The organism is Luteimonas sp. A534, assembly GCF_054072805.1.
In genome coordinates this window covers 581,192-593,715 of the sequence record NZ_JBSVRR010000001.1, presented here as the reverse complement: position 1 = coordinate 593,715, position 12,524 = coordinate 581,192, and the positions used below count along the sequence as shown (strand labels likewise).

The 12,524-nt window shown below is 67.0% G+C and carries 14 protein-coding genes and 2 tRNA genes; 12 read left to right on the top strand and 4 right to left on the bottom strand.

Features of this window, described 5'->3' with window-relative positions; genetic code table 11:
• The first annotated feature begins 39 nt into the window (after positions 1-39).
• The 9 genes from sdhC (at position 40) to ACW5F0_RS02695 (ending at position 7,189) form a co-directional block, all read left to right on the top strand.
• A complete protein-coding gene (gene sdhC / locus ACW5F0_RS02735) occupies positions 40-417 on the top strand; it encodes a succinate dehydrogenase, cytochrome b556 subunit (RefSeq protein WP_456998974.1) in 378 nt (125 codons plus the stop codon).
• Between the two features lie 3 nt (positions 418-420).
• Positions 421-804: a succinate dehydrogenase, hydrophobic membrane anchor protein gene (sdhD, locus tag ACW5F0_RS02730; RefSeq protein WP_456998973.1), complete on the top strand. Its 384-nt coding sequence runs from the start codon at positions 421-423 to the stop codon at positions 802-804.
• A 27-nt stretch (positions 805-831) separates the two neighbouring features.
• Positions 832-1,278 (top strand): CBS domain-containing protein, encoded by a 447-nt coding sequence (locus tag ACW5F0_RS02725; RefSeq protein ID WP_456998972.1) that lies wholly within the window; start codon positions 832-834, stop codon positions 1,276-1,278.
• 396 nt (positions 1,279-1,674) lie between these two features.
• Positions 1,675-2,574, top strand: coding sequence for an amidohydrolase family protein (locus ACW5F0_RS02720; RefSeq protein WP_456998971.1), 900 nt, complete (start codon positions 1,675-1,677; stop codon positions 2,572-2,574).
• Positions 2,575-2,616: 42 nt separating this feature from the next.
• On the top strand, positions 2,617-3,288 hold the full coding sequence (locus ACW5F0_RS02715) for a trimeric intracellular cation channel family protein (RefSeq protein ID WP_456998970.1): 672 nt from the start codon (positions 2,617-2,619) through the stop codon (positions 3,286-3,288).
• A 10-nt stretch (positions 3,289-3,298) separates the two neighbouring features.
• Positions 3,299-3,715 carry a CopL family metal-binding regulatory protein gene (locus ACW5F0_RS02710; protein ID WP_456998969.1) on the top strand — a complete coding sequence of 139 codons (417 nt, stop codon included), beginning with the start codon at positions 3,299-3,301 and terminating at the stop codon, positions 3,713-3,715.
• Positions 3,716-3,832: 117 nt separating this feature from the next.
• A complete protein-coding gene (locus tag ACW5F0_RS02705; protein ID WP_456964487.1) occupies positions 3,833-5,671 on the top strand; it encodes a copper resistance system multicopper oxidase in 1,839 nt (612 codons plus the stop codon).
• A 233-nt stretch (positions 5,672-5,904) separates the two neighbouring features.
• Positions 5,905-6,627 carry a copper resistance protein B gene (locus tag ACW5F0_RS02700; RefSeq protein WP_456998968.1) on the top strand — a complete coding sequence of 241 codons (723 nt, stop codon included), beginning with the start codon at positions 5,905-5,907 and terminating at the stop codon, positions 6,625-6,627.
• 25 nt (positions 6,628-6,652) lie between these two features.
• Positions 6,653-7,189, top strand: a complete 537-nt coding sequence (locus ACW5F0_RS02695) for a DUF411 domain-containing protein (protein WP_456998967.1) — start codon at positions 6,653-6,655, stop codon at positions 7,187-7,189.
• A gap of 12 nt (positions 7,190-7,201) precedes the next feature.
• On the opposite strand, the gene phbB is transcribed toward ACW5F0_RS02695, so the two are convergent.
• Positions 7,202-7,954 carry an acetoacetyl-CoA reductase gene (gene phbB / locus ACW5F0_RS02690; protein ID WP_456998965.1) on the bottom strand — a complete coding sequence of 251 codons (753 nt, stop codon included), beginning with the start codon at positions 7,952-7,954 and terminating at the stop codon, positions 7,202-7,204.
• Positions 7,955-8,078: 124 nt separating this feature from the next.
• Here phbB and ACW5F0_RS02685 point away from each other — a divergent pair.
• Both ACW5F0_RS02685 and ACW5F0_RS02680 read left to right on the top strand, forming a co-directional pair.
• Positions 8,079-8,154: transfer RNA gene (locus ACW5F0_RS02685), tRNA-Ala, on the top strand.
• Positions 8,155-8,194: 40 nt separating this feature from the next.
• Positions 8,195-8,270, top strand: a tRNA-Glu gene (locus tag ACW5F0_RS02680).
• Positions 8,271-8,335: 65 nt separating this feature from the next.
• Here the strand turns inward: ACW5F0_RS02680 and ACW5F0_RS02675 are convergent.
• The 3 genes from ACW5F0_RS02675 to ppsR form a co-directional block, all read right to left on the bottom strand.
• Positions 8,336-8,500 carry a hypothetical protein gene (locus ACW5F0_RS02675; RefSeq protein WP_456964483.1) on the bottom strand — a complete coding sequence of 55 codons (165 nt, stop codon included), beginning with the start codon at positions 8,498-8,500 and terminating at the stop codon, positions 8,336-8,338.
• Positions 8,497-9,033: a DUF1249 domain-containing protein gene (locus tag ACW5F0_RS02670; protein WP_456964482.1), complete on the bottom strand. Its 537-nt coding sequence runs from the start codon at positions 9,031-9,033 to the stop codon at positions 8,497-8,499. Before ACW5F0_RS02670 ends, ACW5F0_RS02675 begins: the two co-directional genes overlap by 4 nt.
• 83 nt (positions 9,034-9,116) lie before the next feature.
• On the bottom strand, positions 9,117-9,938 hold the full coding sequence (gene ppsR / locus ACW5F0_RS02665; RefSeq protein WP_456964481.1) for a posphoenolpyruvate synthetase regulatory kinase/phosphorylase PpsR: 822 nt from the start codon (positions 9,936-9,938) through the stop codon (positions 9,117-9,119).
• A gap of 129 nt (positions 9,939-10,067) precedes the next feature.
• Between ppsR and ppsA the strand changes: the two genes are divergently transcribed.
• Positions 10,068-12,449, top strand: coding sequence for a phosphoenolpyruvate synthase (gene ppsA / locus ACW5F0_RS02660; protein ID WP_456964480.1), 2,382 nt, complete (start codon positions 10,068-10,070; stop codon positions 12,447-12,449).
• The last annotated feature ends 75 nt before the right edge of the window (positions 12,450-12,524 follow it).

Genomic DNA, 12,524 nt, shown 5'->3' with positions numbered 1-12,524 from the left:
CTCATGGAAAAACCGTCAAATCCTGTGCGGAAACGACCGATGCCCCGATCTCCCAATATCCAGATCTATCGCCCGCAGCTGACTTCGGTCCTGTCGATCGTCAATCGCATCACCGGCGTCATGCTGAGCCTGTGTGCCATCGTGTTGGTGCTCTGGTTGCTCGCTGCCGCATCAGGCCCGGGCCCCTATAGCCTCGTACAAAGCGTTATCGACTCCTGGGTCGGCCAAGCCCTGTTGGTGGCAGCCACCCTGGCGTTCTTCTTGCATCTTTGCGGAAGCATCCGCCATCTGCTTTTCGATGCCGTGCAGGGATTCGAGCTGCGTTTCATCTATCTGTCCGGCTGGGCCGTGGTGGTGGCGAGTGTGGTGTTGACGCTGTTGGCCTGGGTGCTCGCCATGCTCTTGAGAGGGAGCTAGGACATGGGCAGTCACGACATGCGATCCCCTGTGGCCCGTGCGGTCGGGCTAGGATCGGCGAAGGCGGGCGTCGAGCACTGGTGGGCCCAGCGCGTTTCAGCCGTGGCGCTCATCCCGCTCACGCTCTGGTTCGTCGCGTCGCTCATCGCGCATACCCACAGTGACCACGCCACCTTCCTGGCGTGGTTGAGGGCACCATTGAATGCCGTTGCAATGATCCTGTTGCTGCTGGCGTTGTTCCATCACACTGCACTCGGCCTGCAGGTGGTCATTGAGGACTACATGCACTCACGTGCCAGGTTCGCAGTGCTGGTAGCGATGCGTCTGACCTGTCTCGCATTGGCCGTTGCCGGTGCCATGGCTACCCTGCGAATAGTCTTCAAATGAACGCGAGCGTGAACCCGGAGGAGCACCATGATATTCATTGAAGCATCGCTGCCTGTAGCGCGCGAGCGGCTCGTCATGCTTGCCGACGACGCGCAACTCATTGAGGCCGCCAAACTCTTGCGCAATACCGGGACCGACCTTGTGGTGATTTGCGACGTGAATGGTGTGCTGGCGGGCGTCGTGACCAAGACCAACGTCGTCGACCAGATCAGCCGATGCCAAGGATGCGGCTGCACCACCGCGGTTTCATCTGTAATGGTGCGCGATGTTCTTGCTTGTCGGCCAGGAGATCGGATGGACGAGGTGTGGTCGAAGATGAAAACGCGTGGCTTGAAGAACGTTCCGGTGACAGACGAGGATTCCCGGCCAATGGGAGTGCTCAATGCCCGCGATGCGCTGCAAGCGCTCATGCAGGAAGTCGAGTACGAGGAATCGCTGCTTCGAGACTATGTGATGACCGTCGGTTACCATTGAGTCCAGTGTATGAGCCTTGCTGCTTCGGAGCTTTTTATGTCCGAAGTGCCTCCTCTGACGAATGCGGAACTATCGCAACTGCACTGCCATTGATTGGGCTGGCTACAGCACATCGGCCTTTTTCATGCATCCTGCCGATCCTCAGCCCCTTCGGCGGTAATCCCCCCCCATTTTCAGCAGTCGCCAAAAGTGGAGCTATTCGGCATTCATGGGTCATGTTGCCGGGTTGATGGGCCTGGGAGTGAATGCGCCGAAGGGTGCGTGCAAGGGACATGCCGACCGTCGTCAGGCCACTGGGACCAGGCTGCGGCGAGCCTTGGATCAGGGGCGTGCCAGCCAACTGGCCGCTTGTGCGATTCGCCCGCGTCTATCCGGGAAACCGCGGGGAACAATGCCATGCGCTTCTCACTCTTTCTGCTCGCGCTGTTGCTGGCACCACCCGTGCTGGCCCAGTCCTATCAGGGGCCGATCATCGACGTGCACCTGCACGCCGGCCCAGCCGCTCCCGGTGCGCCGAACCCCGCGACCGGCAAACCGACAACCGCGAACACCGATGCCGATCGGCAGCGCCTCACGCTCGAAGCCATGCGCGAGCACAACATCGTGCTCGGTCTCGCCAGTGGACCCGATCCCCACATGGCCGCCCTCCGCCAGGCAGGCGGCGATGCGATCTGGGCCGGGGCCTTCCTCGATGACGGTCGCACTCCCCTGCCCTCGTCCGAGGTCGTGCGGGCTGCATTCGCCAGCGGCGATCTGAAGGTGCTGGGCGAGATTGGCGCGCAGTATCACGGGCTCAACCCGAGCGATCCGTGGTTCGAGCCTTACCTTGCGCTGGCCGAGGAGTTCGACATTCCCGTCGGCATCCACACCGGGCTCGGACCGCCCGCAACGCCGTACGGCTGCTGCCCGGACTTCAGCGTGGAGCTCGGCAACCCGAAGCTGCTGGAGCCGATGCTGAAGCGCCATCCCAAATTGCGTGTGTGGCTGATGCACGCCGGCTGGCCCTACCTGCAGGAAACCAAGGCGCTGATGTACGTCTATCCGCAGTTGCATGCAGATGTGTCGGTGATCAACTGGATCATTCCGCGGCAGGAGTTCCACGACTATCTGCAGGCATTGATGACCGCAGGCCTGGGCGATCGCCTGATGTTCGGGTCCGACCAGATGGTGTGGCCGGAGGCGATCGGCCTTGCTGTTGACGGCGTTGACAGCGCGAGCTTCCTGACGCCAGAGCAGAAGCGGGCGATCTTCCACGACAACGCGGCGCGGTTCCTGAAGCTGCCGGTTCGCGACTGATCGCGATGCCGGGCGCGACCAGCCCCGTGCATACTCCACTGCATGATCGCGCTTGAACTGCAGGGTACGCTCGAGTTCCACCGCAGCCTGGTCCTGGTCCTGGACCTCTGCGGCACGTTCGCGTTCGCGGTCAGCGGCGCGACGGCCGCGGCGCGCCAGCGCCTGGATCTGTTCGGTGTACTCGTGGTCGCCTTCGCGGCCTCCACCTTCGGCGGCATCAGCCGCGACGTGCTGATCGGCGCCACGCCGCCAGCGGCGTTCCAGGACTGGCGCTACCTCGCAGTCGCCTTGGCGGCGGGCGTGATCGCCTTCTACTGGTCGAGTGCGGTCGAACGGCTGCGCAATCCCGTGCGGATGCTGGATGCCGTCGGGCTCGCGTTCTTCGCCGTCGCCGGCACGCAGAAGGCGCTGGTGTTCGGGCTCAGTCCGGTGATGGCCGCGCTGATGGGCATGCTCACCGGCATCGGTGGCGGCATGGCGCGGGACATCCTGCTGGCGGAGGTGCCGGCGGTGCTGCGCGCCGAGCTGTACGCGGTGGCGGCGCTTGCAGGGGCCGGAATCGTGGTGGTCGGCACGATGCTGGAAGCACCGGTGCTGCTGACCGCCATCCTTGGCGGCCTGGTCTGCTTCGGCCTGCGGATGGCGGCGCTGCGTTGGGGCTGGCAACTGCCGATGGCGCGTGGCGCGCAGCCACCGGATGACGGGAACCGCTAAACTGGCGACCGTGCGCACCCACGCCCTGCCCCTGCAGATCCTGCTGGCCCTCGCCCTGGTCCTGAACGGGATCGGGGGCGCGATGGCGGGCGTGCTCGCCGCGCTGCCGACGCCGGCGTCGCTGCAGCACGCTGCGGTAGATCGTGCCCCCGTCGAGCCGGGACAGCACGCCGATTGCGCCGATCAGGATCGCGGCGTTGCCGCCGCAGAGATTGAACTGCCTGCGTCGGACTGCCATTCCGTCACCGGGTCCGATTGCGGCGACAGCCCTCAGTGCCGGCAGGCCTGCATGCATGCGTCGGTCGCGATGGCACCGCTCCTGCTGGTGGGCGTCATCCAGCCGGCGGTGGATGCAGTCCTGCATCGCCTCGACTCCGGCCATCCGGCACCGATGCTGCCGAGCGCGATCCGGCCTCCCATCGCCTGACCGCAGCGCGTTCGCGCGCTTGTTCCCGGCTGTCGCCCGCATTGCAGGGCGGCGATCCCACCGAACCTCGATGCCGCGGCACGACCTGCCGGCATCGCTGCGTGATCCGGAGATTCCATGCATCACCCTCCTCCGCGCCCCGGCGCGAGCCTTCCCCGACGCCGCTTCGTGCAGGGCCTTGCGGCAGGCGGCGCTGTCACCGCGTTCGGCCTTGGTGCCCGCGCCAGCCACGCGGCGCCTGCGCTGCCGGTCCCGGTCCTCACCGGCAGTCATTTCGATCTCGCCATCGGCCGCTCCGCCGTCGATTTCACGGGCCGTCCGCGCCTGGCCACCACGGTCAACGGCAGCCTGCCGGGTCCGATCCTGCGCTTCCGCGAAGGCGACAACGTCACCCTGCGCGTGACCAACCGCCTGCGCGATGCGCAGTCCTCGATCCACTGGCACGGGCTGTTGTTGCCCGCGAACATGGACGGCGTGCCCGGGCTGAGCTTCGACGGTATCGCGCCGGGCGAGTCCTGGCTGTATCGCTTCCAGGTCCGGCAGTCGGGCACGTACTGGTACCACAGCCATTCCATGTTCCAGGAGCAGGCCGGCCTGTACGGCGCGCTGATCATCGACCCCGCCGAGCCGCCGCCGTACCACCACGACCGCGAGCACGTGGTGCTGCTGTCTGACTGGACCGACATGGATCCGGCCGCGCTGTTCCGCCGGATGAAGAAGGATTCCGCGTACGACAACTACTACCAGCGCACCGTCGGCGACTTCGTCCGCGATGCGCGCGCCGACGGCTTCGGAGCCACGCTGCGCGACCGTGCGATGTGGAACCGGATGCGGATGACGCCCACCGACATCTCCGACATCAACGGCCACACCTACACCTACCTGATGAACGGCACGGCGCCGGCCGGGAACTGGACCGGCCTGTTCCGTCCCGGCGAGAAGGTGCTACTGCGCTTCATCAACGGCTCGGCGATGACCTACTTCGACGTGCGCATCCCCGGCCTGAAGATGACCGTGGTGGCCGCCGACGGCCAGTACATCCATCCGGTGACGGTGGACGAGTTCCGGATCGCGGTGGCGGAGACCTTCGACGTGCTGGTCGAACCGGCCGGCGCGGACGCCTTCGCGATCTTCGCCCAGGACATGGGGCGCACCGGATACGCACGCGGCACGCTGGCCGCGCGACACGGCCTGGCCCCACCGGTGCCCGCGCTGGACCCGCGCCCGCTGCTGACCATGGACGACATGGGGCATGGCGGCATGGAGCATGGCGGTATGGATCACGGAAACATGGATCACGGCGGCATGGGGCACGCAGGCATGGATCACTCGAACATGCAGCACGGCACCGGGCACGGCAGTGTCGGCGGCCAGGCCGGGCATGCGGCGCACGGCATGGATCCGATGGCGCCCATGGCCGATGGCATGCAACGCCACCCACCGACCGAAGCCGGCAACCCGCTGGTCGACATGCAGGCGATGTCGTTGGCGCCGAAGCTCGACGATCCGGGCGTCGGCCTGCGCGGCAACGGACGCACGGTGCTCACCTACGGTGCGATGCGCAGCCTGTTCGACGACCCCGACGGCCGCGAACCCGGGCGCGACGTGGAGCTCCATCTCACCGGTCACATGGAGAAGTTCGCCTGGTCATTCGACGGCCAGAAGTTCATGGACGCCGCGCCCTTGCGCATGACCTACGGCGAGCGCCTGCGCATCGTGCTGGTCAACGACACGATGATGTCGCACCCCATCCACCTGCACGGGATGTGGAGCGACGTCGAGGACGGGGGTGGCGCCTTCCAGCTCCGCAAGCACACCGTGGACATGCCGCCGGGCACCAGGCGCAGCTTCCGCGTGCGTGCGGACGCGCTGGGGCGCTGGGCGTTCCACTGCCACCTGCTCTACCACATGGAGGCGGGAATGATGCGGGAAGTCCGCGTGGAGGAGCCGGCATGAGCGGCACGACACGAGGACTGCTGGCGCTTGCGATAGCGGCAGTCGTGACAGGCCAGGCCGTCGCCCAGGACCACGCGGGACACCGCGCCCATACGGCAGACACGACCCGTGCAGCGCACACGAGCCACGGAGCCCCCGATGCGAACCCCGCTGACGCGCATGCCGCGCACGAACCACTTCCCGCCCGCGACCCGCACGAAGGGCACGGGGCGCACGCAACGCACGCGCCCGGCATGCGCCATGAAACAGGGGCGCACGCACCACCGCTGACCGACGCCGACCGCGCCGCAGCCTTCCCCGAACTGCAGACGCACATGCAGCATGCGCGCGAACTCAACACCTACCTGCTCTTCAACCGGCTGGAAGCCTGGGACACGGACCACGGCAGTGGCCAGGCCTGGGAGGCGGAGGGCTGGATCGGCAGCGACATCCACCGCCTGTGGCTGCGCTCCGAGGGCGAACGCAGCGCCAGCCGCACCGAAGCAGCCAACGTGGAGCTGCTGTACGGACGCGCCGTCTCGCCCTGGTGGGACGTGGTTGCCGGACTGCGCCACGACTTCGCACCCGGGCGTTCGCAGGACTGGGGCGCCATCGGCGTCCAGGGCCTGGCACCGTGGATGGTCGAGGTCGCGGTGACCGGCTACGTCGGCGCGTCCGGTCGGACGATGCTGGGTATCGAAGTCGAACGCGAGCTGCTGTTGACCAACCGGCTCATCCTGCAGCCTGTGCTCGAAGCCACACTGCACGGCAAGGATGACTTGGCGCGCGGTGTCGGTTCCGGCCTGTCCACGGTGGAAGCCGGCCTGCGCCTGCGCTACGAAATCAGCCGGCGCTTCGCGCCCTATGTCGGCGTGGTTCACGAACGTGCTTTCGGTGACACCGCCGCGCTGCAACGGGCGTCCGGTCAATCGGGACGCGACACGCACGTCATTATTGGCGCACGGATATGGTTTTGAATCAATCGGTTACAGGAGATATGTGATGCAGTTTCTTAACAATAAGCCTGCCCTGCTTCTGCTCAGCTGCTTCGCCGTGGTCACGGCCTGCTCGGCCAGCAACGGCGCGCCAGCCGCGACCTCTACCGCCATCGCGACCCAGGCCCCGGCCCACAGCCCGGTGCCCGCGGCGCAGGACGAAGCATCGCTGCTGGTCGTGCACAAAAACGCCAGCTGCGGCTGCTGCGTGCTCTGGATCGACCACATGCGCGAGGCCGGCTTCGCCGTGCAGGTGCACGACCACGAGGACATGGGCCCGATCAAGCAGCGTGCCGGCGTGCCCTATGCCAAGGGCTCCTGCCACACCGCCGAGATCGATGGCTATTTCGTCGAGGGCCACGTTCCGGCCGAAGACGTGAAGCGCCTGCTCGCCGAGCGCCCGGATGCCCGCGGCCTGACGGTGCCCGGCATGCCCGCGGGCTCGCCCGGGATGGAACTGCCCGATGGCACCGTGCATCCCTACGCGGTCGAGCTGGTGGGGCACGACGGCAGCACCACGGTGTACGCGCGCCACGGCGAGTAAGCGCCCCGGCGGTCAGCCCATGTGCTGGCCGCCGTTGACGGCGATGTTGGCGCCGGTGACGTAGGCCGCGCCTTCGCTGCACAGGAACGCCACCACGGCGGCGATCTCCTCAGGCTTGCCCAGGCGCCCCATCGGCACCTGGGCAACGATGGATTCCACGATCTCCGGCTTCATCGCCTTCACCAGCGCGGTGCCCACGTAGCCCGGCGACACGCTGTTGACCGTCACGCCCTTGCGCGCGAGCTCCTGCGCGAGCGCCTTGGTGAAGCCCTGCACGCCGGCCTTGGCCGCCGAGTAGTTGGTCTGCCCGAACTGGCCCTTGGTGCCGTTGACCGACGAGATGTTGACGATCCGCCCCCAGCCGCGATCGGCCATGCCGTCGACGAAGGGCTTGCTGACGTTGAACATCGAATCAAGGTCCGTGCGCAGCACCGCGTCCCACTTCGCCTTGTCCATCTTGCGGAAAGTGGCGTCGCGGGTGATGCCCGCATCGTTGACCAGGATGTCGACGGCGATGCCCGCGTCCTGCAGCCGCGCGCCCAGGGCCTGGCAGCTGTCGTAGTCGGCCACGTCCACCGGTTCGACCTGGAACGTGCGGCCGGCGGCGGCCTGCGCATCACGCCAGGTCGACGGCTCTTCGACGCCGGCGAAACAGGTCACGACCACGCGGTGGCCGGCGTCGTGCAGGGCCAGGGCGATGGCTTCGCCAATGCCGCTGGTGCCGCCGGTGACCAGTGCGGTGCGCAGGGCTACGGGATCTGACATTCGGTGCTCCATGTGGATGTTGGAAGCCGCGCAGTATCGCCGCCACGACCGCCATCGAAAATCTTTCGCGGCGATGTGTTGACGGCACCTACGCCGCCCCCTACAATTTCGAGCTCACCAACGTGGGGCCATAGCTCAGCTGGGAGAGCGCCTGCATGGCATGCAGGAGGTCGGCGGTTCGATCCCGCCTGGCTCCACCACTCATCGACCCAGGCCGGTCGTGAGTGCGGACAGTTTCAAGTCCCCATCGTCTAGAGGCCTAGGACACCACCCTTTCACGGTGGACACCGGGGTTCGAATCCCCGTGGGGACGCCACACATGAAAAAGCCCGCCTTGATGGCGGGCTTTTTCTTTGCGCGTCCAGCGTGCTTTCCGGTCGTTCAGCCGCTGCTGTCGCGCGCGGCGATCTCGGCCCAGTCGACCTCGATGCCCTTTCGATGGCCCTTCTCCACCAGCTTCAGCCCGGACGGGTCGATGGTGAGGGTGTAGGCCTTGTCGCCGATCTGCACTTCGCGCTTCAGTGGTTTGTCGAGCTTCGTCGTCATGGGTTCACCTTTGTGCTGTCGGGGGAACTGCCCGCCGACGATAGCACCGGCGGTCCTGGAGGACACAGCGGCAGCGGCCGCAGGGTGGCCACGCCGTGGCCCCGCTCGGCCAGGTACTGCAGCCACTTGCCCAGGAAGGTGTTCATCCGCAGCCGGTGGCCGAGTACTTCGGCCGGCGGCGGAAACATGCCGATCGCGTCCTGCCAGCGGCGGCCGACGTAGCAATGGGTGGCCTCCACCTGGCGCGCGTCGCGGTACAGGCGCAGGTAGGCGGAGGGATCGGGCTCGCCGGTCACCGGGTCGGGCAGGCCGACGTAGGCCAGGCGCAGCTGGCTGGTGTAGGCATGGCGTTCGATCACGTCCAGGCGCAGGTCGAGCCCGTCGCCGATGCTGGAGACGTAGGCGCCCTCGGCCAGGTCGCCGGGTTCGAGCAGCCGCACCAGGCGTGTGTGGTTCTCGGCGTACAGCGCCATCAACCAGCCGAAACGGCTGAGGGTGGGGAATTTCAGGCGGCGTGCGACGAGTTGCGACATGCCTCGATGCTACACGCCGCGCGCGTGACGGGGCAGCTTGACGCCCTGCTGCACGCGGCCCAGTCTGTGAAGTCTCCCGGCCGCTAGAACATGCCGCGGCGGATGCCCAAGGTGCTCATCACCTTGCTGGAGATTTCCTCGATCGACGTGTGCGTGGTGCTGAGCACCGGGATGCGCTCGGCGCGGAACAGCGCCTCGGCCGCCGCCACTTCCCGCTTACAGGTCTCGAGCTCGGCATAGCGCGAGTTCGGCCGGCGCTCCTGGCGGATCTGCTGCAGCCGCACCGGATCGATGGTCAGCCCGAACAGCTTGGCGCGGTGGGCGCGCAGCCGCGGCGGCAGGCGGTCGTGCTCGAGGTCTTCCTCGGTCAGCGGGTAGTTGGCGGCGGCGATCCCGTGGTGCAGCGCCAGGTACACGCAGGTCGGCGTCTTCCCTGCCCTCGAGACCGCCACCAGGATCACGTCGGCGTTGTCGTAGTTGATCGACATGCCATCGTCGTGGGTGAGCGCGTAGTTCATGGCGTTGATGCGCTTGTGGTACGCGTCGAAGTCGACCATGCCGTGGGCCTGGCCCACGCGCGGCTGCCGGGTCTCCCCCAGCTCCGCCTCCAGCAGGCTCATGAAGGGCTCGAACACGTCCAGCACCAGCGCACCGCTGCCCTGTATGGCGGCGGTGAAGTCGGCGTTGACGCAGGAGTTGACCACGATCGGGCGCGTGCCGCTGGCCGCGCCTGCATCGCGGATCCGGCCGGCGATCTCGTGCGCGCGCTCGACGCTGTCGACGAACGGGATCCGCTCGGTGGCGAAGGCCGAGCTCCGGAACTGGGTCAGGAGGCTGTGGCCGACGGTTTCGGCGGTGATTCCGGTGCCATCGGAGACGTAGAAGACCGGACGCGGGCTCGACATGCGTGTTTTCCTTGGGGGCCGCGGGCGCCGCGGCGGGTTGGCTTGCTAAAATAGCCAAACTCGACGCCCGGCGCCGCAGGCCCGTGCAGCCTTCCCCACCGTTACACCGAAATTCCCCTGGAGTCCGCCTTGAGCGCCAACATCCTGTGGCTTGACGACCTTCGCCTCACTGACCTGGCCCAGGTCGGCGGCAAGAATTCCTCGCTTGGCGAGATGATCGGCAACCTGGCCCGGCTCGGCGTCTCCGTGCCCGGCGGCTTTGCCACCACCGCCGACGCGTTCAAGGACTTCGTCGCCCACAACACCCTGGAGCAGCGGATCTTCGACAGGCTGGCCACGCTCGACGTCGAGGACGTGGCCGCACTCACCCGCGCCGGCGGCGAGATCCGCGGCTGGGTGATCGACGCGCCGCTGCAGCCCGCGCTCGAGGCCGACATCCGCACCGCCTACGCCAAGCTGTGCGCGGACAATGGCGGCCAGGATGTGGCTGTCGCGGTGCGCTCCTCGGCCACCGCCGAAGACCTGCCGGATGCGAGCTTCGCCGGCCAGCAGGAGACCTATCTCAACGTCACGGGCGCCGACGACGTCGTGGTGAAGGTGAAGGAAGTCTTCGCCAGCCTCTACAACGACCGCGCCATCGCCTACCGCGTGCACCACGGCTTCAAGCACGAAGACGTGTTCCTGTCCGCGGGCGTACAGCTGATGGTGCGTTCGGACGTGGGTGCCTCGGGCGTGCTGTTCACGCTCGACACCGAGTCCGGCTTCCGCGACGTGGTGTTCATCACCTCCAGCTATGGCCTGGGCGAGAACGTCGTGCAGGGCGCAGTGAACCCGGACGAGTTCTACGTCTACAAGCCCACGCTGCGCAAGGATCGCCCGGCCATCCTGCGCCGCTCGCTGGGCTCCAAGCAGATCCGCATGGTCTATTCCGACCAGCCCGGCGAGCGCGTCCGCAACGAGGACACGCCCGACGAACTGAGCAACCGCTTCTCGATCAACGACGAGGACGTGCACGAGCTCGCGCGCCAGGCGCTGACGATCGAAGAACACTACGGCCGCCCGATGGACATCGAGTGGGCGAAGGACGGCAACACCGGCAAGCTCTTCATCGTCCAGGCGCGCCCGGAAACGGTGAAGTCGCGCGCCAAGGCCACGCAGATCGAACGCTTCATTCTCGGTGCGCGCGGTGACGTGGTCTGCGAGGGCCGTGCCATCGGCCAGAAGATCGGTTCCGGCGTGGCGCGCGTGGTGCGCTCGCTCGACGACATGGCCCGCGTGCAGCCCGGCGACGTGCTGGTCGCCGACATGACCGATCCCGACTGGGAGCCGGTGATGAAGCGTGCCGCCGCCATCGTCACCAACCGCGGTGGCCGCACCTGCCACGCCGCGATCATCGCGCGCGAGCTGGGCGTGCCGGCGGTTGTCGGCACCGGCAATGCGCTCGACATGATCGAGGACGGCAAGGAGGTCACGGTGAGCTGCGCCGAGGGCGACACCGGCTTCATCTACGCCGGCACCCTGCCCTTCGAGCGCATCACCACGGATCTCACCTCGATGCCCGAGGCGCCGCTGAAGATCATGATGAACGTCGCCAACCCCGAGCGGGCATTCGACTTCGGCCAGCTGCCCAACGCCGGCATCGGCCTGGCGCGCCTGGAGATGATCATCGCCGCGCATATCGGCGTGCATCCCAACGCGCTGCTCGAGTACGACAGGCAGGACGCGGAAACGAAGAAGAAGATCGACGCCCGCGCCGCCGGCTACGCCGATCCGGTGTCGTTCTATGTCGACCGCCTGGCCGAAGGCATCGCCACCCTCACCGCCTCGGTGGCGCCGAACCCGGTGATCGTGCGCATGTCGGACTTCAAGTCCAACGAGTACGCCAACCTCATCGGCGGCCAGCGCTATGAGCCCGAGGAAGAGAACCCGATGATCGGCTTCCGCGGCGCCAGCCGTTACGTCGACAAGGCCTTCGCGGAGGCCTTCGCGCTCGAGTGCCGCGCCGTGCTCAAGGTCCGCGAGACCATGGGCCTGGACAACCTCTGGGTGATGATCCCGTTCGTGCGCACGCTCGACGAAGGCCGCCGCGTGCTCGAGGTGCTCGCCGCCAACGGCCTGCGCCGCGGCGTCAACGGGCTCAAGGTGATCATGATGTGCGAAGTGCCTTCCAACGCGCTGATGGCCGACGAGTTCCTGGACATGTTCGACGGCTTCTCGATCGGCTCCAACGACCTGACCCAGCTGACGCTCGGACTGGACCGCGACTCCGCGGTAGTCGCGCACCTGTTCGACGAGCGCGACCCGGCGGTGAAGAAGCTGCTGTCGATGGCGATCCAGACGGCGAAGGCCAAAGGCAAGTACATCGGCATCTGCGGCCAGGGCCCCAGCGACCATCCGGACCTGGCCGAGTGGTTGATGCAGGAAGGCATCGAGTCGGTGTCGCTGAATCCGGACACGGTGGTGGACACGTGGCTGAAGCTGGCGAAGTCGAAGGCGAAGTCGGCTGGCTGAGGCGGGTCCGTCTGTCGCAAACAAGGAAGGCCGGGCTTCGTAGCCCGGCCTTCTTTTTTTGCACCGAATCTTCTG